Raw genomic sequence first — 24,624 nt, forward strand, 5'->3', positions numbered from 1 at the left:
ACAAATAAAAAAAACAGGTTTTATTTTTTGCAGAAATGGAAGAGGAATACTATGGAAAATTTTGGAGCAGTTTTAAAGGATATCCGTATTTCAAAAAATTTTCGTCTTAAAGATTTGGCTTGTGATAAGATTAGTGAGTCAACTATTTCTCGTTTCGAAAATGGGATTACAAAATTATCTATTGATCATTTTTACATGTTGTTAAATCGCCTGGGGATATCATTTTCGGAATTTGAAGAATTAGTTCATTGCTATTATTCCAAAAAAGAATGTTTTTTTGAAGAACTAGAACATGCTGTAAACTCTTCAGATATCATTTTGTTACAAGAACTAATAAAGAAAATAGAGCTAAAACAAAAGCAGGAAAAAAGTTTGTGCAATTATCACATAAAATTGATTGCTGAGCAACAGATCAACCGGCTTGCAAATCTTCCTTATAATGCCTCTAAATGTAATGAGCTAATCAAGTATTTGCTTTCTGTAGATACTTGGATGGAGTATGAATTAAAAATTTTCTATAATTCGGTGTTTTTTATGAATACTAAGACCATAAGCTTACTATATAGAGCGGTAATCAAGAAAACACGACATTTTTTAAAAACAGACATGGGAACATATAGAGTAATTCCTTTATATTTATTTAATTTAGAGTTATTATTAAAAAATAATTTGTTAGATAGCGCTCAATTTTTTATAGATGATTTAGAAAATTTACTGACCAGACAAGGATATTATTTTGAAAAGAATTATTTGCTTTTTTTAAAAGGTATTTATCTCATAAAAACGAATCAAGTAGAGTTAGGTAAAAAAGAATGTTCCAAAGCTATGAGAATATGTAAGGAATATAATGATAGTGTCACAATAGAGAAATTAAACAAGACCTTTAAATCAGATTTTATCATTTAATTGGTTAGAAGGATTCGTTTGTAAGATAAAGTTAGACAGAAAATAAAATAAAAGAAAAAGGATAGCCTCTCTGCGATGAGATGTTATCCTTTTTGATTTTAAAATTATTGCAAATTAACCTTGTTTCTCAAGATGTAGTAGGTTCCGAGGTAAAAGATAGCTATGAAAATGAGTTCTTCAACAATGGCTATACCTGCTCCCATATAGAAATGGTCATTAAGTCCTACAAGTGAATTGACATAGAAATTAGAACTAAGATTGAAGAAAAGTTCAATAAATCCAATGACGATTTGGATACCAATGTAGGCTGCAACAGCGAGTGCTGTACGGTATTCATTGAAAAGCTGTCCAATGGAAATAGCCAAGTAGATGCAGAGTATACTGGAAATGGTATTTAGTAGGAAGGATATACCTGTAAGAAAGATCTGAGGGAGATGTGTTTCTACAAATGTAATCACATAAGAAAGAGGGATCCATTCTGAAGCCGTTATGGTCACAATAATAACAGCACTTAGAGCTAGGACAGCAGTGCTAATCAACGACCAGATAAAGGCACCGATTAGTTTGGTTGTGATGATATGGTGTTCAGAAACTGGCAAGGTCAAAGTCAGATAGCCTTGTCGGTCATAGACACTACCTTTAAAGCGTTTAATGATTAAGAAAAGAGTTGAAATCCCAAGTGTAATCATCAAGCCACCAAAGACGAGGGCTAGAAAAAGTAGCATAGTAGGTTGACTTTCTTTGACAGGTAGATTGTTATAGGTCTGTGCTTGTATCCCGATAAGGGCAGAAAGGACTAGAACAGCAGCGTAGAGGGCTAAATACCACTTGTTAACATTTTTAAATTCGTAGCGAATTAAATTCCAAAACATAAATAATCTCCTTTGCTTAAGCCTTAAATTCCTGACGGAAGAGTTGGTCAATGGATTCACCCGACTCATAGCGAATATCGTCTACATTGCCTTGACGAACGACTTTTCCGTCTTTGAGGAAGACAATTTCATCCAAGATTGGCTCGATATCTGAAATCAAGTGGGTAGAAATCAAAACGGTAGAAGTTGGTGAGTAGTTGTTGATGATGGTATTGAGGATATAATCACGGGCTGCTGGGTCCACCCCACCAATGGGTTCGTCCAGAACATAGAGGCGAGCATCACGGCTCATAACCAAAATCAGTTGTACCTTTTCCTTATTCCCTTTTGATAATTTCTTGAGACGACTATTTTCATCAATACCTAGGTCTGCAAGTAGATGATGGGCGCGTTCAAGATTGAAATCTTTATAGAAGGTCTTGAAGTAGGTTAGGGCTTCTTTGACCTTCATTTGTTCATTAAGATAGGTTGTATCCGGCAAATAAGCTACGATGGCCTTGGTTGCTGGGCTTGGATCCATGTCGTTGATCAGGACACGTCCTTGATCTGGTTGTAAGAGGCCATTGATTAGTTTAATCAGGGTTGTTTTTCCTGAGCCGTTTGGCCCAAGGAGACCGACAATTTTACCAGCTGGGATGTCAAGGGAAACATTTTCAAGGGCTGGTGTTGCTCCATATGATTTGGATACATTTTCAAATGCTAGTAATGACATAGGCTTAAACTCCTTTAATATAATCGCCGACTACGCCTGGTAGTTCTTCTTTTTCATAGCCAAAATGGGTCATGGAGGAAACGAAGTGTTCCAATTCTTCTTCCGATAATTGTTTGCGTGATTGGGCGATCAGTTCCTTATCCTCAGTTACAAATCGTCCAGTTGTTCGCTTGCTGTAGACAAATCCTTCTCGTTCAAGGTCTGACAAGGCTCTTTGGATGGTGTTGGGATTGACACCGGCCTCGCTCGCTAGCTCTCTCACGGTTGGAAGTTGTTGATTGGCTTCCAGTGTATGGGAAACAATCTGAAGCTTGATTTTCTCCATAATCTGTAAATAGATGGGTTTTTTGTTGTCAAATGTCCAAGACATCTTGGTCTCCTTTCTTTTTATCTATTTGTCTTAATTAAATAATACAACAAAACAAAAAACTTGTCAAGCAAAAAGAAGAATTGTTTTGGGAATTGTTTAAAAAATGGTATAATGAAAAGAAAACGATAAGGAGGGAAAAGATGCGTTGTCCAAAATGTGGGGCTACCAAGTCAAGTGTTATCGATAGTCGCCAAGCAGAAGAAGGGAACACCATTCGTAGAAGACGTGAGTGCGACGAATGCCAGCACCGTTTTACAACCTACGAACGGGTAGAAGAAAGAACCTTAGTGGTTGTTAAAAAAGATGGCACACGGGAACAATTCTCCAGAGATAAAATCTTTAATGGGATTATCCGCTCAGCCCAGAAACGTCCTGTGTCAAGTGATGAAATCAACATGGTAGTCAATCGTATCGAACAGAAACTCCGTGGTCGAAATGAAAATGAAATTCAAAGTGAGGACATTGGTTCACTCGTCATGGAGGAGTTGGCTGAGTTAGATGAGATTACCTATGTACGTTTTGCCAGTGTCTATCGTAGTTTTAAGGATGTCAGTGAGCTAGAGAGCTTGCTCCAACAAATCACCCAGTCCTCTAAAAAGAAAAAGGAAAGATAAATGAAGCCAATTGACCGTTTTTCTTATCTAAAGAATAATCGGGTGTCGCAAGATACCTCATCTCTGGTACAGTGCTACCTCCCGATTATCGGTCAGGAGGCACTGAGCCTTTATCTTTATACGATTAGTTTTTGGGATAATGGTAGAAAGGAATATCTTTTTTCAAGCATTCTTAACCATCTTAACTTTGGGATGGATAGACTGATAAAATCCCTGAAAATCCTATCTGCTTTCAATCTCTTGACCCTCTATCAAAAGGGAGACGTTTATCAGCTAGCCCTCCATGCTCCTCTGTCTAGTCAGGACTTCTTGGAACATCCTGTTTATCGCAGACTTTTGGAGAAAAAGATTGGCGATGCAGCTGTGGAGGATTTGAAAGTTGAGAGTGCTGAGGGAGAAGAAATACCTGTCTCACTCAATCAAGTCTTTCCAGACTTGGCAGAACTGGGAAGTCAAGAAGACCTTAGCCTCAAGAAGAAAGTGGCCAACGATTTTGACTTAGACCATTTTCGTCAGCTTATGGCCAGAGATGGGCTTCGCTTTGCGGATGAGCAGTCCGATGTCTTAAACCTCTTTACCATTGCTGAGGAGAAGAAATGGACTTGGTTTGAGACTTATCAATTGGCTAAGTCAACAGCTGTTTCCCAGGTTATTTCAACCAAACGCATGCGGGAAAAAATCGCTCAAAAACCTGTTTCCTCTGACTTTAGTCCTAAGGAAGCAACCATTATCAAAGAGGCCAAAAGTAAAACTGCATTGCAGTTCTTGGCAGAAATCAAGCAAACACGCAAGGGAACTATTACCCAAACAGAAAGAGAACTCTTGCAACAGATGGCTGGCTTGGGCTTGCTGGACGAAGTTATCAATATCATTCTCTTATTGACCTTTAATAAGGTGGATTCGGCAAATATCAATGAGAAATATGCCATGAAGGTAGCCAATGACTATGCCTATCAAAAGATACATTCGGCAGAAGAGGCAGTCTTGCGAATTCGTGAGCGTGGGCAGAAGAATCAGGCTCAAAAAAGCAGTACCCCTAGTCCTGCCAAGTCCAATGTACCCAAGTGGAGCAACCCAGATTATAAGAATGAAACCAGTGAGGAAACTCGTCTGGAACTAGAACGTAAGAAACAAGAACTATTAGCTCGATTAGAAAAAGGAGGAGATTAGATGGAAAGTGTCGGAGACGTACTCAAACGTCAACCTAGCCGTTTTCATTATCAAGATTTGGTCCAGAAAATCATGAAGGACCCCGATATTGCGGCCTTTATCCAGCAAGAATCCCTCAATCAGGACGAGTTGAACCGTAGTATTTCCAAGTTTAACCAATACATCACTGAGAGAGATAAATTCCTCCGAGGAGATACAGATTATATTGCCAAAGGCTACAAGCCTATACTAGTCATGAACCATGGCTATGCGGATGTTTCTTATGAAGAAACTCCTGAACTAATCGCGGCTGAAAAAGAAGCGGCTATTAAGAACCGTCTCAAGTTAATCAATCTGCCAGCCAGTCTCAGGAAAGCTAGTTTGGCTCAAGTAGACTTGGATGACTTGGGGCGCTTGCCAGTTTTTGAAAAGCTATTAGCCTTCGTGGAGCAATATCCAGCTATTCGAAAAGGTCTTTACTTGTATGGAGACTTTGGTGTGGGTAAAAGTTTCATGGTGGCTGCCTTAGCCCATGATTTGTCAGAAAAACGTGGTGTTTCATCCACACTCCTCCACTATCCTAGCTTTGTCATTGATGTCAAAAATGCTATCGGTGATGGCAATGTCAAGACCTTGGTGGATGAGATTAAGCTTTCTGAAGTCCTGATTTTAGATGATATTGGTGCCGAGCAATCAACACCTTGGGTGCGTGACGAAATCCTGCAGGTCATTCTCCAATATCGGATGCAGGAAAATTTACCGACCTTTTTCACCTCCAACTTCAACTTTGAAGAATTGGAGCTGCATTTTGCTAAAGGGAAACATGGAAATGACGAAACCTGGGAAGCCAGACGCGTCATGGAACGCATCCGTTATTTGGCTGAGGAGACTCGTTTAGAAGGAGTAAACCGTCGATGACAGAAACGATTAAACTGATGAAAGCTCATAAGTCTGTTCGAAGATTTAAGGAGCAAGTCCTTCCTCAGGAAGACTTGACTGAAATCCTGACTGCAGCGCAAATGGCATCATCTTGGAAGAATTTCCAGTCCTACTCTGTGATTGTAGTGCGAAGTCAAGAAAAGAAGGATGCCTTGTATGAATTGGTACCTCAAGAAGCCATTCGCCAGTCAGCTGTTTTCCTTCTCTTTGTCGGAGATTTGAACCGAGCAGAAAAGGGAGCCCAGCTTCATACTGACACCTTCCAACCCCAAGGTGTAGAAGGTCTCTTGATTAGTTCAGTCGATGCGGCTCTTGCTGGTCAAAATGCCCTGCTGGCAGCTGAAAGCTTGGGCTATGGTGGTGTCATTATTGGCTTGGTTCGATACAAGTCAGAAGAAGTGGCAGAGCTTTTTAACCTGCCTGACTACACCTATCCTGTCTTTGGGATGGCACTAGGACTACCAAATGAAGAACATGAGGTCAAACCTCGCTTGCCATTGAATCAGGTGGTATTTGAGGAAGAATATCAGGAACAAACAGTTGATGCAATCCAAGCTTATGACCGTGTACAGGCTGACTATGCTGGGGCGCGTGCAACCACAAGCTGGAGTCAGCGTCTAGCAGAACAGTTTGGTCAAGCAGAACCAAGCTCAACTAGAAAAAATCTTGAACAGAAGAAGTTATTGTAGAAAGTGAGAAATTATGGCCCTACCAACTATTGCCATTGTAGGACGTCCCAATGTTGGGAAATCAACCCTATTTAATCGGATCGCTGGTGAGCGAATCTCCATTGTAGAAGATGTCGAAGGAGTGACACGTGACCGTATCTATGCAACGGGTGAGTGGCTCAATCGTTCCTTTAGCATGATTGATACAGGAGGAATCGATGATGTCGATGCTCCTTTCATGGAACAAATCAAGCATCAGGCAGAAATTGCCATGGAAGAAGCAGATGTTATCGTCTTTGTCGTGTCTGGTAAGGAAGGAATTACTGATGCAGACGAATACGTAGCTCGTAAGCTTTATAAGACCCACAAACCAGTTATCCTCGCAGTTAACAAGGTGGACAACCCTGAGATGCGAAATGATATCTATGATTTCTATGCTCTTGGTTTGGGGGAACCACTGCCAATCTCATCTGTCCATGGTATCGGTACAGGGGATGTGCTAGACGCGATCGTAGAAAATCTTCCAAATGAATATGAAGAAGAAAATCCAGATGTGATTAAGTTTAGCCTAATTGGACGTCCCAATGTTGGAAAATCAAGCTTGATTAACGCTATCTTGGGAGAAGACCGTGTCATTGCCAGTCCAGTTGCTGGAACAACTCGTGACGCCATTGATACCCACTTTACAGATACAGATGGCCAAGAGTTTACCATGATTGATACGGCTGGTATGCGTAAGTCTGGTAAGGTTTATGAAAATACCGAGAAATACTCTGTCATGCGTGCCATGCGTGCTATTGACCGTTCTGATGTGGTCTTGATGGTCATCAATGCGGAAGAAGGCATTCGTGAATACGATAAGCGTATTGCAGGATTTGCTCATGAAGCTGGTAAAGGAATGATTATTGTGGTCAACAAGTGGGATACGCTTGAAAAAGACAACTATACTATGAAAAACTGGGAAGAAGATATCCGTGAGCAGTTCCAATACCTGCCTTATGCACCGATTATCTTTGTATCAGCCTTGACCAAGCAACGTCTCCACAAACTTCCTGAGATGATCAAGCAAATCAGCGAAAGTCAAAACACACGTATCCCATCAGCTGTCTTGAACGATGTGATCATGGATGCCATTGCCATCAACCCAACACCGACAGACAAAGGAAAACGCCTCAAGATTTTCTATGCGACCCAAGTGGCAACCAAACCACCAACCTTTGTTATCTTTGTCAACGAAGAAGAACTTATGCACTTTTCTTACCTGCGTTTCTTGGAAAATCAAATCCGCAAGGCCTTTGTCTTTGAAGGAACACCGATCCATCTCATCGCAAGAAAACGCAAATAAAAAAGTAGAATCTGGAATGACATTTCCAGATTTTTTTGATATAATAAAATAATAGAAAACGCTATCAAAAAGGAGGTGTCGATGAAACATTTGTTTAAATTTATAATCTTATTTCCCTGGTTTTACTTTTTCAGCTGGATTGAAAAGGATAATAGAGAAAGTAAATTTTTCCCAATTTTTTACTATTTTTACTGGTTTTACATCCCCCTCTATGCTCTTTTTAGCCTTGCTTGGACAGTTATTTCAGTTCTGTTTTTCAATATCGTCTTGAGAAATTTGACAGATATCAAGTTATGGGGCATTTGGTTTCTTTTTATTCTGCTAGCTATTGGTCTGAATAGGTTAACTTATTTCTGTTTCAAAAAAATGCTTCGCTTGAGACGAGAACTAGGGAAGTCTAAAGCGGGGAGGCATTGATTTATATCGGTTTTTATTTGTAGGAGGTGGCTTATGAAGATTCCTCTCTTAACTTTGGCAAGGCATAAATTTGTTTATGTCTTGCTTACTTTGCTTTTTCTTGCTTTGGTTTATCGTGATGTTTTGATGACTTATTTCTTTTTTGATATTCATGCACCTGACCTAGCCAAATTTGATGGACAAGCAATTAAAAATGACTTATTAAAATCAGCATTAGATTTTCGTATTCTCCAGTTCAATCTAGGCTTTTATCAATCATTTATTATTCCAATCATCATTTCTTTGCTAGGTTTTCAATACATTCAGCTGAAAAATAAAGTTTTACGATTGAGTATTGGAAGAGAAGTGAGTTATCAAGGGTTAAAAAGAAAGTTGACTTTTCAACTTGCAAGTATCCCTTGTGTGATATATTTAGTGACTGTGCTGATAATTGCAATCATAACCTATTTCTTTGGGACTTTTTCGCCTCTGGAATGGAATTCTCTATTTTCTGATGGAAGTGGTTTACAAAGGCTTTTAGATGGAGAAATAAAAAGCTATTTGTTTTTTATGTGTGTCCTTCTAATCGGTATCTTCATCAATGCAGTCTATTTTTTTAAAATAGTTGATTATTTAGGGAATGTGACTCGTTCGGCAATTGCCTATTTGATGTTTCTTTGGCTTGGTTCTATGATGCTCTACAGTATCTTGCCATACTATATGGTTCCTATGACGAGTTTGATGCAAGCTAGCTATGGGGATGTCAGTTTGATGAGACTCTTTACTCCTTATATCCTTTATATTGTCCCCTATATGGTACTTAAAAAATATGAAGATAATGTTTAAGAACTTTAACAATATTTGGCTAAAGAGAAAGATCGTTTTACTACTTCGTATAGTTCTGATGATGATTTTGATTAACTATCTATTGTCAATAGCGGTTCAAAAGCAGGATGTTTTTCTCTTTTTCAAGAGGGAATTGATTTCAATCTTTTCCTATAATGACTATTCTGAAGCGAATTTAGAAATCCCCAAACTCTTGTTAAATCTTTCGCTTTTCATGGTAGGATGGCTCTCTGTCATTTTACTTGAAACTGATTTGGCAGACCATTACCATCACTTGATCCGCTATCAATCAAGCTCCTTTTTCGATTATACAAGGAAACGATTGGTTGTTATCTCTAAATTTTTTACTCAAGATTTATTTGTCTGGTTCCTTGGTTTATTTCCTCTAGGAATTCATTTCAAAACAGTCGCACTTTTCTTTTTACTTGCTCAGTTAATGATCTTGTACTTACTACTGTCTTATCTGATAGCACTGATTAGTGCGGGCGCTGGTTTTTCCTTTTTTCTCTATTTTTTAGCATTTGTGGGACAAGAATGGATGATGGATCATATTGTAACAGTGTATTTAGGACTCTTAAGTTTATTGGTTATCTTGATTGTTAGTCGCTTGGAAGAGAAATTTAAGAAAGGATAAACGATGAGACTTGAAATTATAAATGGACAGAAAAATTACGGGAAAAGACCTATTTTAAATGAGTTAAATCTGGTCTTTCAATCAGGAAATATTTACGGTCTTAAAGGTGATAACGGATCTGGTAAGACAGTTCTTTTAAAGATACTTGCTGGTTATATTAAGCTTGATAAAGGAAAAGTTCTTCAAGACGGGAAAGTCTACGGGATAAAAAATCATTATATTCAGGATGCAGGGGTTTTAATTGAAAAAGTCGAGTTTTTATCTCATTTATCTCTGAGAGAAAATTTGGAACTGTTAAGGTATTTTTCATCTAAAGTTACGGAAAAAAGAATTGCCTATTGGATTCAATACTATGATTTACAGGAATTTGAAGACGTTGAATACCGTCATTTATCCTTAGGAACAAAGCAAAAAATGGCCTTGATTCAAGCCTTTATCGCCGAACCATCTATACTCTTTCTCGATGAACCCATGAATGCTTTGGATGAGAAGAGTGTGAGGTTAACCAAACAGGTCATTTTATCTTATCTGAAAAAAGAAAATGGTCTGGTTATCCTGACGTCACATATATCGGAAGATATTTCAGACCTTTGTACAGATGTATTAGTTGTCGAAAACGGACACATACAATATTTAAAGGATATACAATCCTAGGAGGTAGCTTATGGCACATCTAAAATCATTTATTACACGCTATTCTAAGGTCTATATTGGTTTAGTTCTGTTGATCTGGATTGCTTTCTTCTTTCTTCCTTGGGGCAGTCCGATTCTGGGGGGAAAGATTGACCTCTTCAGCATACAGAAAGTCTTGCTAGTTTTTGGTATTCTGTCTATTTTGATGGCCTTGCTGTCCAAGAAAGTCAGTCTCTTTGTTTTTGGATTGATCTGCTGTTTTTCTCTTTGGATAAATCTATTTATCCTATTTGCGATTTTGCCGATTTTTGTTGGCAATTAAAGCATCATAAAAGTCAGAGAGGTTAGCTTGGAAACTAGCCTCTTTTTCCTTTTCAAAATGGGGATTCTTCCTTGAAAATAATCAGTAATTGTGCTAAAATTAAAAGAACATTCTAAAATATTCGGAATTTAAAGTAAGGAAAAACATGGCTAATATTTTAAAAACAATTATCGAAAATGATAAAGGAGAAATCCGTCGTCTGGAAAAGATGGCTGATAAGGTTTTCAAATACGAAGACCAAATGGCTGCTTTGACTGATGACCAACTAAAAGCAAAAACAGTTGAATTTAAAGAACGTTATCAAAATGGAGAATCACTGGATTCATTACTTTATGAAGCATTTGCGGTTGTCCGTGAAGGTGCCAAACGTGTCCTAGGTCTCTTCCCATATAAGGTTCAGGTTATGGGGGGGATCGTTCTTCACCATGGTGACGTGCCAGAGATGCGTACAGGGGAAGGGAAAACCTTGACTGCGACTATGCCGGTATACCTCAATGCCCTTTCAGGTAAAGGGGTTCACGTAGTTACGGTCAATGAGTACTTGTCAGAACGTGATGCGACTGAGATGGGTGAATTGTACTCATGGCTTGGTTTGTCAGTAGGGATTAACTTGGCTGCCAAATCTCCAATGGAGAAAAAAGAAGCCTATGAGTGTGACATTACCTACTCAACCAACTCAGAAATCGGATTTGACTACCTTCGTGATAACATGGTGGTTCGTGCTGAAAACATGGTACAACGTCCGCTTAACTATGCCTTGGTCGATGAGGTTGACTCTATCTTGATTGACGAGGCCCGTACACCTTTGATCGTATCAGGTGCTAATGCAGTTGAAACCAGTCAGCTCTACCATATGGCAGACCACTATGTAAAATCGTTGGACAAAGACGACTACATCATCGATGTGCAGTCTAAAACTATTGGTTTGTCTGATTCAGGGATTGATAAGGCTGAAAGCTACTTCAAGCTTGAAAACCTCTATGATATCGAAAACGTAGCTCTGACTCACTTTATCGATAACGCCCTTCGTGCTAACTACATCATGCTTCTCGATATTGACTATGTGGTGAGCGAAGAGCAAGAAATTTTGATTGTCGACCAATTTACAGGTCGTACCATGGAAGGTCGTCGTTATTCTGATGGCTTGCACCAAGCTATTGAAGCCAAAGAAGGTGTGCCAATCCAGGATGAAACTAAGACATCTGCCTCTATCACTTACCAAAACCTTTTCCGTATGTACAAGAAATTGTCTGGTATGACGGGTACAGGTAAGACTGAGGAAGAAGAATTCCGTGAAATCTACAACATTCGTGTGATTCCAATCCCAACAAACCGCCCTGTTCAACGTATTGACCACTCAGACCTTCTTTATGCAAGTATTGAAGCTAAGTTTAAGGCGGTTGTCGAAGACGTTAAGGCTCGTTACCAAAAAGGTCAACCTGTCTTGGTTGGTACAGTAGCGGTTGAAACAAGTGACTACATTTCTAAGAAATTGGTCGCAGCTGGCGTTCCTCACGAAGTCTTGAATGCTAAAAACCACTATAAAGAAGCTCAAATCATCATGAATGCTGGTCAACGTGGTGCTGTTACTATCGCAACCAACATGGCTGGTCGTGGTACCGACATCAAGCTTGGTGAAGGAGTTCGCGAATTGGGTGGACTTTGTGTAATTGGTACTGAGCGTCATGAAAGCCGTCGTATCGATAACCAGCTTCGTGGACGTTCAGGTCGTCAAGGAGACCCAGGTGAGTCACAATTCTACCTCTCTCTTGAAGATGACTTGATGAAACGTTTTGGTTCTGAACGCTTGAAAGGAATCTTTGAACGTCTCAACATGTCTGAAGAGGCCATTGAGTCTCGTATGTTGACGCGTCAGGTTGAAGCAGCTCAGAAACGTGTCGAAGGAAATAACTACGATACTCGTAAACAAGTCCTTCAATACGATGATGTCATGCGTGAACAACGTGAGATTATCTATGCTCAACGTTACGATGTCATCACTGCAGACCGTGACTTGGCACCTGAAATTCAGTCTATGATTAAACGCACGATTGGTCGTGTCGTTGATGGTCATGCGCGTGCCAAACAAGATGAAAAACTAGAGGCAATTTTGAACTTTGCTAAGTACAACTTGCTTCCAGAAGATTCTATTACGATGGAAGACTTGTCAGGCTTGTCTGATAAGGCTATTAAGGAAGAGCTTTTCCAACGTGCCTTGCAAGTTTACGATAGTCAGGTTTCAAAACTACGCGATGAAGAAGCAGTTAAAGAATTCCAAAAAGTCTTGATTCTACGAGTGGTAGATAACAAGTGGACAGATCATATCGATGCCCTCGATCAATTGCGTAATGCGGTTGGACTTCGTGGCTATGCTCAGAACAATCCTGTTGTTGAGTATCAGGCAGAAGGTTTCCGTATGTTTAATGACATGATTGGTTCGATTGAGTTTGATGTGACACGCTTGATGATGAAAGCACAAATTCATGAACAAGAAAGACCACAGGCAGAACGCCATATCAGTACAACAGCGACTCGTAATATTGCTGCCCACCAAGCAAGTATGCCAGAAGATTTGGATTTGAGCCAGATTGGACGCAATGAACTTTGCCCATGTGGTTCTGGTAAGAAGTTTAAAAACTGTCACGGTAAAAGACAATAAAATGAGATAGTTTAGAGGCGGATACCTTGTGAAAAGTAAATTTTTACTTGGTATCCGTTTGCTTTATAAGGAGATGAGTTATGGTATTTACAGCAAAAAGTCCTAAAATCAATATTGAAGAAGTTCGTGCCTTATCAAAATTAGAAGGTCGGGCTTTGGAGAGAAAATCACAGCGTGATCAAGAACTAGAAGCCATTATACGTGGAGAAGACCAGCGAATTCTCTTGGTAATCGGACCATGCTCATCTGACAATGAAGAAGCTGTCCTTGAATACGCTAAGCGTTTGGCAGTCCTACAAGAAGAAGTAGCAGACCGTATCTTTATGGTTATGCGTGTTTACACTGCCAAACCTCGTACCAACGGAGATGGTTACAAGGGCTTGATTCACCAGCCTAACGCGACAGAAGCGCCTAGTCTTATCAACGGAATCAAAGCTGTTCGCCATCTTCACTATCGTGTTATCACAGAAACAGGTATGACAACAGCTGATGAAATGCTTTATCCTGAAAATCTTCCTCTTGTGGATGATTTGATTTCTTACATGGCAGTTGGTGCCCGTTCGGTTGAAGATCAGCAACACCGCTTTGTGGCCAGTGGGGCAGGATTTTCTACTGGTTTTAAAAATCCAACCTCTGGAAATCTCAATGTTATGTTTAATGGGATTTATGCTGCTCAAAACAAACAAAGCTTCCTTTTCCTAGGAAAAGAAGTGGAAACAACTGGGAACCCGCTTTCGCACGCCATTCTTCGTGGTGCTCTTAATGAATATGGAAAAAATATTCCCAACTACTATTATGACAATTTAATTGACACCATTGCCCAGTATGAGAAAATGGGCTTGGAAAATCCTTTTATCATCATTGATACCAATCATGACAATTCTGGCAAGCAGTATATGGAACAAATCCGAATTGTCCGCCAGACCTTGATTAACCGTGCTTGGAATGAAAAAATCAAGCAGTTCGTTCGTGGTTTTATGATTGAGTCTTATCTGGAAGATGGTCGACAAAATGAGCCAGAAGTATTTGGTAAGTCTATCACAGACCCTTGCCTGGGTTGGGATAACACAGAAGCTCTTGTCAGAGAAATTTACAAAACGTTAGGAGAATAAGATGGCATTTAGTGAAAAAGGTCAAGAAATCGATATGGAAGTCATCAAGGCTGAAACCCAATTGTCTGCGGAAGCCTTGAGACTCAAGGAAAGCCGTGACAGGGAATTGGCAGACATTATTTCAGGAGAAGATGATCGTATCCTTTTGGTGATTGGTCCATGCTCTTCTGATAATGAAGAGGCTGTCTTGGAATATGCTCACCGTTTATCCGCCTTGCAAAAGAAGGTAGCGGATAAGATTTTCATGGTCATGCGCGTGTATACTGCTAAGCCTCGTACCAATGGAGACGGCTATAAAGGGTTGGTTCACCAGCCAGATACTTCTAAGGCTCCAAGCCTGATTAACGGCTTGCAGGCTGTGCGCCAGTTGCACTACCGCGTGATTACAGAGACTGGTTTGACAACGGCAGATGAGATGCTTTATCCGTCAAATCTGATCTTGGTGGATGACTTGGTCAGCTACCATGCCGTTGGAGCTCGTTCTGTGGAAGACCAAGAGCACCGCTTTGTGGCTTCTGGGATTGATGCACCAGTAGGGATGAAAAATCCAACCTCAGGAAATTTGGGTGTTATGTTTAACGCCATCTATGCTGCTCAAAACAAGCAAACCTTCCTTTATCATGGGCAGGAAGTTGAGACTTCAGGTAATCCTTTGGCCCATGTCATCCTCCGTGGAGCAGTTAACGAGTATGGCAATTATATGCCGAATTACTACTATGAAAACCTACTCCAAGCCATTGAACGCTATGAGACAATGGGACTTGAAAATCCTTTTATCCTCATCGACACCAACCATGATAACTCAGGCAAGCAATATATGGAGCAGATTCGAATTGTTCGCCAGACCTTGCAGAATCGTGATTGGAATGAGAAGATTAAAAAGACGGTTCGAGGCTTTATGATTGAATCTTACCTAGCAGATGGTCGTCAAAACCAACCAGAGGTCTTTGGTTGCTCTATTACCGATCCTTGCCTAGGTTGGGAAAATACAGAGGCCTTGGTAGAAGAAATTTATGCTACCTTGACAAAATAAGTGAAAAGGATGGAGTTGGGGAATCTCAACTCCTTTTGATGAGAATGATAGTTGGACACGGAATTGACATCGAAGAATTGGCTTCGATAGAAAGCGCAGTTACACGACATGAAGGATTTGCTAAGCGCGTGCTGACCGCTAAGGAAATGGAACGGTTTAACAGTCTTAAAGGGCGCAGGCAGATTGAATATTTGGCTGGTCGCTGGTCGGCTAAGGAGGCTTTTTCCAAGGCCATGGGAACTGGTATTGGAAAGCTCGGTTTTCAGGATTTGGAAGTCTTGAACAATGAACGCGGGGCGCCTTATTTTAGTCAGTCACCGTTTTCAGGAAAGATTTGGCTGTCTATCAGCCACACCGATCAGTTTGTGACAGCCAGTGTCATTTTGGAGGAAAATCATGAAAGCTAGTCCGCATAGACCAACCAAGGCTCTGATTCATCTGGGAGCTATTCGACACAATATTCAGCAAATGGGGGCTCATATTCCTGAAGGAACGCTCAAGTGGGCTGTGGTCAAGGCTAATGCCTATGGGCATGGGGCTGTTGCTGTTGCGACGGCGATTCAGGATGAAGTTGATGGCTTTTGCGTTTCCAATATCGATGAAGCCATTGAACTTAGACAAGCTGGACTCAGCAAGCGAATCCTCATTTTAGGAGTTTCTGAGCTAGAAGCTGTTGCTCTAGCTAAAGAATACGATATCACCTTGACTGTGGCTGGACTGGAGTGGATTCAAGCACTCTTAGATAGGGAAGCAGACCTATCAGGTTTGACAGTTCACCTCAAGATTGACTCAGGAATGGGACGGATTGGTTTTCGAGAGGCTAGTGAGGCTGAGCAGGCTCAAGACTTACTCCAACAACACGGTGCTCGTGTTGAAGGAATCTTTACCCACTTTGCTACTGCAGACGAGGAATCAGATGCCTACTTTAATGTCCAGTTAGAACGGTTTAAAACTATTTTAGCTAGTATGAAGGAAGTCCCAGAGCTGATCCATGCCAGCAATTCTGCAACAACTATTTGGCATGCAGAGACTATTTTCAATGCGGTTCGTATGGGAGACGCTATGTATGGTCTCAATCCTAGCGGAGAGGTTTTGAACTTACCCTATGACTTGAAACCAGCCTTGACCTTGGAATCTGCTCTGGTTCATGTCAAGACAGTTCCAGCTGGAGCTTGCATGGGCTACGGAGCGACATATCAAGCGGATAGTGAGCAAGTCATCGCGACGGTACCAATTGGCTATGCGGATGGATGGACACGAGACATGCAGGATTTCTCTGTCTTGGTAGATGGCCAAGCTTGCCCAATCGTTGGGCGGGTTTCTATGGATCAAATCACCATTCGCTTGCCTAAGCTTTATCCGCTAGGAACAAAAGTAACCTTAATTGGTTCTAACGGAGGCAAGGAAATCACTGCAACTCAGGTAGCGACCTACCGCGGCACTATTAACTATGAGGTGGTTTGTCTTCTCAGCGACCGCATTCCGAGAGAATATTATTAGAAAAGAAAGGAGTGGAGCATGAATCTACATCAACCCTTGCATGTCTTGCCTGGTGTGGGACCAAAGTCAGCAGAAAAATACGCTAAACTAGGAATTGAAAATTTGCAAGACCTCTTGCTCTACTTTCCTTTCCGTTATGAAGATTTCAAGACCAAGCAAGTATTGGAACTAGAAGACGGTGAGAAGGCGGTTCTTTCTGGTCAGGTAGTGACTCCTGCTAGTGTCCAGTATTATGGTTTCAAGCGCAATCGCCTACGCTTTAGTCTTAAGCAGGGAGAAGTTGTTTTTGCGGTGAATTTCTTTAACCAGCCTTATCTAGCAGATAAGATAGAGTTGGGAGCAACCCTTGCTGTCTTTGGAAAATGGGACCGCGCCAAGGCTAGTCTGACTGGAATGAAGGTCCTAGCTCAGGTGGAAGATGACCTCCAGCCTGTCTATCGTCTGGTTCAGGGAATCAGTCAAGCCAGTCTGGTAAAGGTCATTAAGACAGCCTTTGATCAGGGACTGGACCTCTTGATTGAGGAAAATCTGCCCCAGTCCTTGCTGGACAAATACAAACTCATGTCCCGTTGTCAGGCAGTCCGAGCTATGCATTTTCCTAAGGATTTGGCAGAATACAAGCAGGCTCTTCGCCGTATCAAGTTTGAGGAACTCTTTTATTTCCAAATGCAATTGCAGACGCTCAAGTCTGAAAATAGAGTTCAAGGAAGCGGTCTGGTTCTGAATTGGTCTCAGGAAAAGGTGACAGCAGTTAAAGAAAATCTACCTTTTGCCCTGACCCCAGCTCAAGAAAAAAGTTTGCTGGAAATTTTAACCGATATGAAGTCCGACCACCACATGAATCGTCTCCTACAAGGAGATGTGGGGAGCGGAAAAACGGTAGTCGCTGGCTTGGCTATGTTTGCGGCAGTGACGGCTGACTACCAATCAGCCCTCATGGTACCAACAGAAATCCTCGCAGAGCAACACTTTGAGAGTTTACAGAACCTTTTTCCTAATTTGAAACTGGCTCTCTTGACAGGTTCCTTGAAAGCTGCAGAAAAGAGAGAAGTCTTGGAGACCATTGCCAAGGGTGAGGCTGATTTGATTATCGGAACCCACGCTCTGATTCAGGATGGAGTAGATTATGCTCGTCTTGGCTTGATCATTATAGATGAGCAGCACCGTTTTGGTGTGGGGCAAAGGCGTGTTCTGAGAGAAAAAGGCGACAACCCAGATGTCCTCATGATGACGGCGACTCCCATTCCTCGAACGCTGGCTATCACAGCCTTTGGTGATATGGATGTTTCCATTATCGACCAGATGCCAGCAGGGCGGAAGCCTATTGTGACGCGCTGGATCAAGCATGAGCAACTACCTCAGGTTTTGACTTGGTTAGAGGGGGAAATCCAAAAAGGCTCTCAAGCCTATGTCATCTCTCCCTTGATTGAAGAGTCAGAAGCTTTGGATTTGAAAAATGCCATTGCCTTATCAGAAGAGCTGACGGCTCATTTTGCTGGTAAGGCAGAGGTGGCCCTTCTACATGGTAAGATGAAGAGTGACGAAAAAGACCAGATTATGCAGGAGTTCAAAGAGAGAAAAACAGATATTCTGGTTTCGACAACGGTTATTGAGGTTGGGGTCAACGTTCCAAATGCGACTGTCATGATTATCATGGATGCTGATCGTTTCGGTCTCAGCCAGCTTCACCAGCTTAGAGGTCGTGTCGGTCGGGGGGACAAGCAGTCCTACGCTGTTCTCGTTGCCAATCCTAAGACTGATTCTGGGAAAGATCGCATGCGCATCATGACAGAAACCACCAATGGATTTGTCCTTGCGGAGGAAGATTTGAAAATGCGTGGTTCGGGTGAGATTTTTGGAACCAGACAGTCAGGACTTCCAGAATTCCAAGTAGCTGATATTATCGAAGATTTTCCGATTTTAGAAGAAGCCAGAAAAGTGGCTAGCTATATTAGTTCGATAGAAGGTTGGCAAGAGGATCCGGAATGGCGCATGATTGCCCTTCATTTAGAGAAAAAAGAACACCTAGATTAAGCTTTCTCTAAGGAAAACTTAAGCTAGCTTTCAGGTTTGCCCCTTATACTAGAGTCATCAAAAAGAAACGAGGACTCTCACATGACAGTAACGATTAAAGTAAATTACCAAACCACTTTCCAAAAGAAGGAAGCAAAAAACTAGTATAAACAGAAGAGAGAGCGAAATGCTCTTTTTTCGTTTCTAAAACTACTTTCAGTCAATAGGCTTGAAGGAAGAAAAGCTAAATTCACTTTCTATTTACCCTTCTTTCTTGCATTGATTACATAGATATGCTACAGTTGTGGTAGCGATTACAAAATAAAAGGAGCATGCTATGAAAAATCCATCTTTGTTAGAAGAAATTAAGACTTATAAAGGCAGGGACGAGGTTCCAGAAGACTTTGATGCTTTCTGGGATGAGGAAGTGAAAAAAGTTTCCACGCTTCCAGCCTACCACTTGGAGGAAAGAAATTTCCACATTCCTCAAGTCAAGTGCTATGAGCTAACCTTTGAAGGAAGCAAGGAAGGCAAGGTCTATGCACGCGTCGTTCTTCCAAAAAGTGAGGAGAAGGTTCCGTTAATCTTCCATTTCCATGGTTATATGGGACGTGGTTGGGACTGGGCCGACATGCTGGCCTTTACCGTGGCTGGTTACGGTGTTGTCTCCATGGATGTGCGGGGCCAGTCAGGTTACTCGCAAGACGGCTTGCGTTCTCCTCTTGGAAATACCGTTAAGGGACATATCATCCGTGGTGCTGTGGAAGGTCGGGAGCACCTCTTTTATAAGGATGTCTATCTGGATATTTACCAGTTGGTTGAAATTATTGCTAGTCTGCCTCAGGTGGATGAGAAGCGACTTTCCAGCTATGGTGCCTCGCAAGGAGGGGCTCTAGCCTTGGTTGCGGCGGCGCTCAATCCTCGAATTCAGAAAACAGTTGCCATCTATCCCTTCTTGTCAGACTTTAGACGAGTGCTTGAGATTGGCAATACCAGCGAGGCTTACGACGAACTTTTCCGTTATTTCAAGTTCCACGATCCTTTTCATGAAACTGAGGAGGAAATCATGGCGACCCTTGCCTATATCGATGTGAAAAATCTTGCCCATCGTATCAAGGGTGAGGTTAAGATGATTACGGGCTTTGATGACGATGTTTGCTATCCTATTACCCAGTTTGCGATTTATAATCGTCTGACCTGCGATAAGGCCTATCGCATCATGCCCGAGTATGCTCACGAAGCCATGAATGTATTTGTCAATGACCAAGTCTACAACTGGCTCTGTGGGAGTGAGATTTCTTTCAAATATCTAAAATAAGGAGTCGACTCTAGGCACAAAATCTTAAAAATTACAAACACGCATAGTATCAAGTAATTAAAAAGACTTGATACTATGCGTTTTATAGTGCATTGAATCTACATTAGTACACTATAGTTGATTGAAAACAGAATAGTATACCGCAGCTTCTAAATCCTTGTTATAAATTTGATTTGACTTTCCTAATCGATTTATTCTCATCTTATTTCAATCTGCTATATTTACTTCATTTTCTCCTAAAATTGAGTTTTTTTCCACTTTCTTCTTTTTTCTGTTTCTTATCTTGTTCACTCGAAACAAGTCTTGCAAGAAACCTACTTATTTTTGAAAGTACTTTTAATGTAGTTGATATAGTTAAAAAGATTTGAAACTAAATTCCAAATTAGAAAAAGACTTGAAATGCTAAAAAAAAAAAGTATACTCTAATTGAAAACGGTAACAAAACTAATTTAGAGTATTTCTCTCTTAAAAAGTTCTTGGTGAAACGATATTTAGAAAGGAGATTTATCCAAAGAGTCTATTAGTGCTAGAATAATAGATTAGAATTATTTTAGAAAAACGAAGTGAGCAGCTTATAAATTCAATTCCCCAAATAGATTCATACTAGTATCTTTTGCAAAAAATAAAGGGCGACTTCCTTCATGAATATCAATTTCATCTATAAGGAAGGTAGCTAATTGAACTAACTTATTTATTCTGTTTGTCGCTAGAAAAATCAGACCTCCTTGTGAAGATTGAGGAGATACTTAATGAAAATCAAAGAAGAAACTAGCAAGCTAGTAGCAGATTGCCCAAAACACCGCTTTGAGGTTGTAGATAAGACTGACCTATATAATCCAAGGTGAAGCGACTGTGGTTTGAAGAGATTTTCAAAGAGTATAGGCTAGAGAGTAGTGTTTTTATGAGAAAATGCTAGACAGAAGAATGGGGAACTTGGATAGGAAAAATAGATTGAGAAAGGAGGTTAGAAGAGATGATTATTACAAAAATTAGCCGTTTAGGAACTTATGTGGGAGTAAATCCACATTTTGCAACATTGATAGATTTTCTAGAAAAAACAGGACTAGAAAATTTAACAGAAGGTCCGATTGCTATCGATGGAGAGCGATTGTTTGGAAATTGCTTTACTTATCTAGCAGACGGTCAAGCAGGGGCTTTCTTTGAAACTCACCAAAAATATTTGGATATTCATTTAGTTTTGGAAAACGAAGAAGCCATGGCTGTTACGTCGCCGGAAAATGTAAGCGTTACCCAAGAGTATGATGAAGAGAAGGATATTGAATTATACACAGGGAAAGTGGAACAGTTGGTTCATTTGAGAGCTGGCGAATGTCTCATCACTTTTCCAGAAGATTTACATCAACCCAAGGTTCGTATAAATGATGAACCTGTGAAAAAAGTTGTCTTTAAAGTTGCGATTTCTTAATGTAGAAAGGGAAGAACGATGAAAAAAATGAGAAAGTTTTTATGTCTAGCTGGAGTTGCGCTAGCAGCCGTTGCCTTGGTAGCTTGTTCAGGAAAAAAAGAAGCTACAACTAGTACTGAACCACCGACAGAATTATCTGGTGAGATTACAATGTGGCACTCCTTTACTCAAGGACCACGTTTGGAAAGTATTCAAAAATCAGCAGATGCTTTCATGCAAAAGCATCCAAAAACGAAAATCAAGATTGAAACATTTTCTTGGAATGACTTCTATACTAAATGGACTACAGGTTTAGCAAATGGAAATGTGCCAGATATTAGTACAGCTCTTCCTAACCAAGTAATGGAAATGGTCAACTCAGATGCTTTAGTTCCGCTAAATGATTCTATCAAGCGTATTGGACAGGATAAATTTAACGAAACTGCCTTAAATGAGGCAAAAATCGGAGATGATTACTATTCTGTTCCTCTTTATTCACATGCACAAGTTATGTGGGTTAGAACTGATTTGTTAAAAGAACATAATATTGAGGTTCCTAAAACTTGGGATCAACTCTATGAAGCTTCTAAAAAATTGAAAGAAGCTGGAGTTTATGGCTTGTCTGTTCCGTTTGGAACAAATGACTTAATGGCAACACGTTTCTTGAACTTCTACGTACGTAGTGGTGGTGGAAGTCTCTTGACAAAAGATCTTAAAGCGGATTTGACAAGTCAACTTGCTCAAGATGGTATTAAATACTGGGTTAAAATGTATAAAGAAATCTCACCTCAAGATTCTTTGAACTTTAATGTCCTTCAACAAGCTACCTTGTTCTATCAAGGAAAAACAGCATTTGACTTTAACTCTGGCTTCCATATTGGAGGAATCAATGCCAACAGTCCTCAATTGATTGATTCGATTGATGCTTATCCTATTCCAAAAATCAAAGAATCTGATAAGGACCAAGGAATTGAAACCTCAAACATTCCAATGGTTGTTTGGAAAAATTCAAAACACCCAGAAGTTGCTAAAGCATTCTTAGAATCACTTTATAATGAAGAAGACTACGTTAAATTCCTTGATTCAACTCCAGTAGGTATGTTGCCAACTATTAAGGGGATTAGCGATTCTGCAGCCTATAAAGAAAATGAAACTCGTAAGAAATTTAAACATGCTGAAGAAGTAATTACTGAAGCTGTTAAAAAAGGTACTGCTATTGGTTATGAAAATGGACCAAGTGTACAAGCTGGTATGTTGACTAACCAACACATTATTGAACAAATGTTCCAAGATATCATTACAAATGGAACAGATCCTATGAAAGCAGCAAAAGAAGCAGAAAAACAATTAAACGATTTATTTGAGGCTGTTCAGTAGATGTAAAAGACTAGAAAATAGGTGGGCTAGTGAGCTGAAAAGCCCTAGCCCAATCTTGTAAAAGAAGGGAGAAGGAGAATGGTTAAAGAACGTAATTTAACTCGCTGGATATTTGTTTTGCCAGCTATGATTATCGTAGGATTACTCTTTGTTTATCCGTTTTTCTCGAGTATTTTTTATAGCTTTACCAATAAGCATTTGATTATGCCCAATTACAAATTTGTTGGTTTAGCTAACTATAAAGCTGTGCTATCAGATCCCAACTTCTTTAATGCGTTCTTTAATTCAATTAAGTGGACCGTTTTCTCATTAGTTGGTCAAGTTTTAGTAGGGTTTGTATTGGCTTTAGCTCTTCACAGAGTACGCCACTTCAAGAAATTATATAGGACCTTATTGATTGTTCCTTGGGCATTTCCTACAATCGTTATTGCCTTCTCTTGGCAATGGATTCTAAACGGGGTTTATGGCTATTTACCGAATCTAATCGTAAAATTAGGTTTAATGGAACATACACCTGCATTTTTGACAGATAGTACATGGGCATTCCTATGTTTGGTGTTTATCAACATTTGGTTTGGAGCGCCGATGATTATGGTTAATGTACTTTCAGCTTTGCAAACAGTACCCGAAGAACAATTTGAGGCTGCTAAGATAGATGGTGCTTCAAGTTGGCAGGTGTTCAAGTTTATCGTCTTTCCACATATTAAAGTGGTTGTAGGACTTTTAGTTGTTTTGAGAACTGTATGGATCTTTAATAACTTTGACATTATCTACCTCATTACTGGTGGTGGACCAGCCAATGCTACAACGACGCTTCCAATTTTTGCTTACAACCTGGGTTGGGGAACTAAATTGTTGGGTCGTGCTTCAGCGGTTACGGTATTGCTCTTTATCTTCTTGGTGGCGATTTGCTTTATCTACTTTGCTATCATCAGTAAGTGGGAAAAGGAGGGTAGAAAATAATGAAGAAGAAATCCAGTATTTATTTAGATATTCTCTCACATGTACTCTTGATAGGTGCGACTATCGTTGCAATTTTCCCATTGGTATGGATTATCATATCTTCTGTCAAGGGTAAAGGGGAATTAACTCAGTATCCAACACGATTTTGGCCTGAACAATTTACATTAGATTATTTCACTCATGTTATCAATGATTTGCACTTTATTGATAATATTCGAAACAGTTTAATCATTGCCTTAGCTACAACTGTTATTGCGATTATTATTTCTGCTATGGCAGCCTATGGTATTGTTCGATTCTTCCCTAAATTGGGAGCAATCATGTCGAGACTACTCGTCATTACCTACATTTTCCCACCAATTTTGTTAGCAATTCCCTATTCAATTGCCATTGCTAAAGTTGGCTTAACAAATAGTTTATTTGGCTTGATGATGGTTTATCTATCTTTTAGTGTTCCATATGCAGTTTGGCTCTTAGTTGGATTTTTCCAAACAGTTCCAATTGGAATTGAAGAAGCAGCTCGAATTGATGGTGCAAATAAATTTGTGACGTTTTATAAAGTTGTACTACCGATTGTAGCACCAGGTATTGTAGCAACAGCTATTTATACATTTATCAATGCTTGGAATGAATTCTTGTATGCCTTGATTTTGATTAACAATACAGGAAAGATGACAGTAGCAGTAGCCCTTCGTTCGCTTAATGGTTCAGAAATCTTAGACTGGGGAGATATGATGGCAGCATCTGTTATTGTAGTTCTTCCATCAATCATTTTCTTCTCTATCATCCAAAATAAAATTGCAAGTGGATTGTCAGAAGGATCTGTGAAGTAATACTC

General features: G+C 40.1%; 25 protein-coding genes. 22 read left to right on the top strand and 3 right to left on the bottom strand.

Annotated elements, in window-relative coordinates:
* Positions 1 to 51: 51 nt before the first annotated feature.
* A complete protein-coding gene (locus HWX15_RS06445; RefSeq protein ID WP_175880596.1) occupies positions 52 to 906 on the top strand; it encodes a helix-turn-helix domain-containing protein in 855 nt (284 codons plus the stop codon).
* Between the two features lie 104 nt (positions 907 to 1,010).
* On the opposite strand, the gene HWX15_RS06450 is transcribed toward HWX15_RS06445, so the two are convergent.
* The 3 genes from HWX15_RS06450 to HWX15_RS06460 are packed head-to-tail and all read right to left on the bottom strand — an operon-like array spanning position 1,011 to position 2,860.
* Positions 1,011 to 1,778, bottom strand: coding sequence for a hypothetical protein (locus HWX15_RS06450; protein ID WP_175880597.1), 768 nt, complete (start codon positions 1,776 to 1,778; stop codon positions 1,011 to 1,013).
* A gap of 16 nt (positions 1,779 to 1,794) precedes the next feature.
* A complete protein-coding gene (locus HWX15_RS06455) occupies positions 1,795 to 2,490 on the bottom strand; it encodes an ABC transporter ATP-binding protein (protein WP_004256110.1) in 696 nt (231 codons plus the stop codon).
* A 4-nt stretch (positions 2,491 to 2,494) separates the two neighbouring features.
* The gene (locus HWX15_RS06460) at positions 2,495 to 2,860 is read right to left on the bottom strand and encodes a GntR family transcriptional regulator (protein WP_000119147.1); all 366 of its coding nucleotides are present in this window, start codon (positions 2,858 to 2,860) and stop codon (positions 2,495 to 2,497) included.
* Between the two features lie 140 nt (positions 2,861 to 3,000).
* Between HWX15_RS06460 and nrdR the strand changes: the two genes are divergently transcribed.
* The 21 genes from nrdR to HWX15_RS06560 all read left to right on the top strand — a co-directional run bounded on the left by nrdR (position 3,001) and on the right by HWX15_RS06560 (position 24,619).
* Positions 3,001 to 3,474 (top strand): transcriptional regulator NrdR, encoded by a 474-nt coding sequence (gene nrdR / locus HWX15_RS06465; protein WP_001203672.1) that lies wholly within the window; start codon positions 3,001 to 3,003, stop codon positions 3,472 to 3,474.
* Complete coding sequence (locus tag HWX15_RS06470) at positions 3,475 to 4,644, top strand: DnaD domain protein (RefSeq protein WP_175880598.1); 1,170 nt, start codon at positions 3,475 to 3,477, stop codon at positions 4,642 to 4,644. It begins immediately after the preceding gene.
* The gene (dnaI, locus tag HWX15_RS06475; protein ID WP_175880599.1) at positions 4,645 to 5,541 is read left to right on the top strand and encodes a primosomal protein DnaI; all 897 of its coding nucleotides are present in this window, start codon (positions 4,645 to 4,647) and stop codon (positions 5,539 to 5,541) included.
* Positions 5,538 to 6,251, top strand: coding sequence for an NADPH-dependent oxidoreductase (locus HWX15_RS06480; protein WP_175880600.1), 714 nt, complete (start codon positions 5,538 to 5,540; stop codon positions 6,249 to 6,251). Before dnaI ends, HWX15_RS06480 begins: the two co-directional genes overlap by 4 nt.
* Positions 6,252 to 6,264: 13 nt before the next feature.
* Positions 6,265 to 7,575 carry a ribosome biogenesis GTPase Der gene (gene der / locus HWX15_RS06485; protein WP_001207702.1) on the top strand — a complete coding sequence of 437 codons (1,311 nt, stop codon included), beginning with the start codon at positions 6,265 to 6,267 and terminating at the stop codon, positions 7,573 to 7,575.
* An 81-nt stretch (positions 7,576 to 7,656) separates the two neighbouring features.
* Entirely contained in the window at positions 7,657 to 7,992 is a 336-nt protein-coding gene (locus HWX15_RS09960; protein ID WP_254867351.1) for a hypothetical protein, read from the top strand.
* A gap of 33 nt (positions 7,993 to 8,025) precedes the next feature.
* Entirely contained in the window at positions 8,026 to 8,817 is a 792-nt protein-coding gene (locus HWX15_RS06490; RefSeq protein WP_175880601.1) for a hypothetical protein, read from the top strand.
* Entirely contained in the window at positions 8,810 to 9,451 is a 642-nt protein-coding gene (locus HWX15_RS06495) for a hypothetical protein (protein ID WP_175880602.1), read from the top strand. Before HWX15_RS06490 ends, HWX15_RS06495 begins: the two co-directional genes overlap by 8 nt.
* Before the next feature lie 3 nt (positions 9,452 to 9,454).
* On the top strand, positions 9,455 to 10,105 hold the full coding sequence (locus tag HWX15_RS06500; RefSeq protein WP_175880603.1) for an ABC transporter ATP-binding protein: 651 nt from the start codon (positions 9,455 to 9,457) through the stop codon (positions 10,103 to 10,105).
* A gap of 10 nt (positions 10,106 to 10,115) precedes the next feature.
* Complete coding sequence (locus HWX15_RS06505; protein WP_000940698.1) at positions 10,116 to 10,406, top strand: hypothetical protein; 291 nt, start codon at positions 10,116 to 10,118, stop codon at positions 10,404 to 10,406.
* 145 nt (positions 10,407 to 10,551) lie between these two features.
* A complete protein-coding gene (gene secA, locus HWX15_RS06510; protein WP_175880604.1) occupies positions 10,552 to 13,065 on the top strand; it encodes a preprotein translocase subunit SecA in 2,514 nt (837 codons plus the stop codon).
* 80 nt (positions 13,066 to 13,145) lie between these two features.
* The gene (locus HWX15_RS06515; protein ID WP_057487144.1) at positions 13,146 to 14,177 is read left to right on the top strand and encodes a 3-deoxy-7-phosphoheptulonate synthase; all 1,032 of its coding nucleotides are present in this window, start codon (positions 13,146 to 13,148) and stop codon (positions 14,175 to 14,177) included.
* A gap of 1 nt (position 14,178) precedes the next feature.
* On the top strand, positions 14,179 to 15,210 hold the full coding sequence (locus HWX15_RS06520; RefSeq protein ID WP_175880605.1) for a 3-deoxy-7-phosphoheptulonate synthase: 1,032 nt from the start codon (positions 14,179 to 14,181) through the stop codon (positions 15,208 to 15,210).
* 44 nt (positions 15,211 to 15,254) lie between these two features.
* Complete coding sequence (gene acpS / locus HWX15_RS06525) at positions 15,255 to 15,617, top strand: holo-ACP synthase (RefSeq protein WP_033681488.1); 363 nt, start codon at positions 15,255 to 15,257, stop codon at positions 15,615 to 15,617.
* On the top strand, positions 15,607 to 16,710 hold the full coding sequence (gene alr / locus HWX15_RS06530; RefSeq protein WP_175880606.1) for an alanine racemase: 1,104 nt from the start codon (positions 15,607 to 15,609) through the stop codon (positions 16,708 to 16,710). The genes acpS and alr overlap by 11 nt, the downstream gene beginning before the upstream one ends.
* An 18-nt stretch (positions 16,711 to 16,728) precedes the next feature.
* A complete protein-coding gene (gene recG, locus HWX15_RS06535; RefSeq protein ID WP_175880607.1) occupies positions 16,729 to 18,744 on the top strand; it encodes an ATP-dependent DNA helicase RecG in 2,016 nt (671 codons plus the stop codon).
* Between the two features lie 316 nt (positions 18,745 to 19,060).
* A complete protein-coding gene (locus HWX15_RS06540; protein WP_175880608.1) occupies positions 19,061 to 20,041 on the top strand; it encodes an acetylxylan esterase in 981 nt (326 codons plus the stop codon).
* Positions 20,042 to 21,014: 973 nt separating this feature from the next.
* Positions 21,015 to 21,467, top strand: a complete 453-nt coding sequence (locus HWX15_RS06545) for a YhcH/YjgK/YiaL family protein (protein ID WP_175880609.1) — start codon at positions 21,015 to 21,017, stop codon at positions 21,465 to 21,467.
* Positions 21,468 to 21,485: 18 nt separating this feature from the next.
* The gene (locus tag HWX15_RS06550) at positions 21,486 to 22,823 is read left to right on the top strand and encodes an ABC transporter substrate-binding protein (RefSeq protein ID WP_000738775.1); all 1,338 of its coding nucleotides are present in this window, start codon (positions 21,486 to 21,488) and stop codon (positions 22,821 to 22,823) included.
* A gap of 78 nt (positions 22,824 to 22,901) precedes the next feature.
* Positions 22,902 to 23,786, top strand: a complete 885-nt coding sequence (locus tag HWX15_RS06555) for a carbohydrate ABC transporter permease (protein WP_000237988.1) — start codon at positions 22,902 to 22,904, stop codon at positions 23,784 to 23,786.
* The gene (locus tag HWX15_RS06560) at positions 23,786 to 24,619 is read left to right on the top strand and encodes a carbohydrate ABC transporter permease (RefSeq protein ID WP_000730468.1); all 834 of its coding nucleotides are present in this window, start codon (positions 23,786 to 23,788) and stop codon (positions 24,617 to 24,619) included. Before HWX15_RS06555 ends, HWX15_RS06560 begins: the two co-directional genes overlap by 1 nt.
* Positions 24,620 to 24,624 lie beyond the last annotated feature (5 nt).

The organism is Streptococcus thalassemiae (assembly GCF_903645285.1).
GTDB lineage: Bacteria > Bacillota > Bacilli > Lactobacillales > Streptococcaceae > Streptococcus > Streptococcus thalassemiae.

What these genes read in the sequence shown, in the direction of transcription:
- HWX15_RS06445 (WP_175880596.1), top strand. Translation starts at nt 52, where the DNA reads ATGGAAAATTTTGGAGCAGTTTTAAAGGATATCCGTATTTCAAAAAAT.
- HWX15_RS06450 (WP_175880597.1), bottom strand. Translation starts at nt 1,778, where the DNA reads ATGTTTTGGAATTTAATTCGCTACGAATTTAAAAATGTTAACAAGTGG.
- HWX15_RS06455 (WP_004256110.1), bottom strand. Translation starts at nt 2,490, where the DNA reads ATGTCATTACTAGCATTTGAAAATGTATCCAAATCATATGGAGCAACA.
- HWX15_RS06460 (WP_000119147.1), bottom strand. Translation starts at nt 2,860, where the DNA reads ATGTCTTGGACATTTGACAACAAAAAACCCATCTATTTACAGATTATG.
- nrdR (WP_001203672.1), top strand. Translation starts at nt 3,001, where the DNA reads ATGCGTTGTCCAAAATGTGGGGCTACCAAGTCAAGTGTTATCGATAGT.
- HWX15_RS06470 (WP_175880598.1), top strand. Translation starts at nt 3,475, where the DNA reads ATGAAGCCAATTGACCGTTTTTCTTATCTAAAGAATAATCGGGTGTCG.
- dnaI (WP_175880599.1), top strand. Translation starts at nt 4,645, where the DNA reads ATGGAAAGTGTCGGAGACGTACTCAAACGTCAACCTAGCCGTTTTCAT.
- HWX15_RS06480 (WP_175880600.1), top strand. Translation starts at nt 5,538, where the DNA reads ATGACAGAAACGATTAAACTGATGAAAGCTCATAAGTCTGTTCGAAGA.
- der (WP_001207702.1), top strand. Translation starts at nt 6,265, where the DNA reads ATGGCCCTACCAACTATTGCCATTGTAGGACGTCCCAATGTTGGGAAA.
- HWX15_RS09960 (WP_254867351.1), top strand. Translation starts at nt 7,657, where the DNA reads ATGAAACATTTGTTTAAATTTATAATCTTATTTCCCTGGTTTTACTTT.
- HWX15_RS06490 (WP_175880601.1), top strand. Translation starts at nt 8,026, where the DNA reads ATGAAGATTCCTCTCTTAACTTTGGCAAGGCATAAATTTGTTTATGTC.
- HWX15_RS06495 (WP_175880602.1), top strand. Translation starts at nt 8,810, where the DNA reads ATGTTTAAGAACTTTAACAATATTTGGCTAAAGAGAAAGATCGTTTTA.
- HWX15_RS06500 (WP_175880603.1), top strand. Translation starts at nt 9,455, where the DNA reads ATGAGACTTGAAATTATAAATGGACAGAAAAATTACGGGAAAAGACCT.
- HWX15_RS06505 (WP_000940698.1), top strand. Translation starts at nt 10,116, where the DNA reads ATGGCACATCTAAAATCATTTATTACACGCTATTCTAAGGTCTATATT.
- secA (WP_175880604.1), top strand. Translation starts at nt 10,552, where the DNA reads ATGGCTAATATTTTAAAAACAATTATCGAAAATGATAAAGGAGAAATC.
- HWX15_RS06515 (WP_057487144.1), top strand. Translation starts at nt 13,146, where the DNA reads ATGGTATTTACAGCAAAAAGTCCTAAAATCAATATTGAAGAAGTTCGT.
- HWX15_RS06520 (WP_175880605.1), top strand. Translation starts at nt 14,179, where the DNA reads ATGGCATTTAGTGAAAAAGGTCAAGAAATCGATATGGAAGTCATCAAG.
- acpS (WP_033681488.1), top strand. Translation starts at nt 15,255, where the DNA reads ATGATAGTTGGACACGGAATTGACATCGAAGAATTGGCTTCGATAGAA.
- alr (WP_175880606.1), top strand. Translation starts at nt 15,607, where the DNA reads ATGAAAGCTAGTCCGCATAGACCAACCAAGGCTCTGATTCATCTGGGA.
- recG (WP_175880607.1), top strand. Translation starts at nt 16,729, where the DNA reads ATGAATCTACATCAACCCTTGCATGTCTTGCCTGGTGTGGGACCAAAG.
- HWX15_RS06540 (WP_175880608.1), top strand. Translation starts at nt 19,061, where the DNA reads ATGAAAAATCCATCTTTGTTAGAAGAAATTAAGACTTATAAAGGCAGG.
- HWX15_RS06545 (WP_175880609.1), top strand. Translation starts at nt 21,015, where the DNA reads ATGATTATTACAAAAATTAGCCGTTTAGGAACTTATGTGGGAGTAAAT.
- HWX15_RS06550 (WP_000738775.1), top strand. Translation starts at nt 21,486, where the DNA reads ATGAAAAAAATGAGAAAGTTTTTATGTCTAGCTGGAGTTGCGCTAGCA.
- HWX15_RS06555 (WP_000237988.1), top strand. Translation starts at nt 22,902, where the DNA reads ATGGTTAAAGAACGTAATTTAACTCGCTGGATATTTGTTTTGCCAGCT.
- HWX15_RS06560 (WP_000730468.1), top strand. Translation starts at nt 23,786, where the DNA reads ATGAAGAAGAAATCCAGTATTTATTTAGATATTCTCTCACATGTACTC.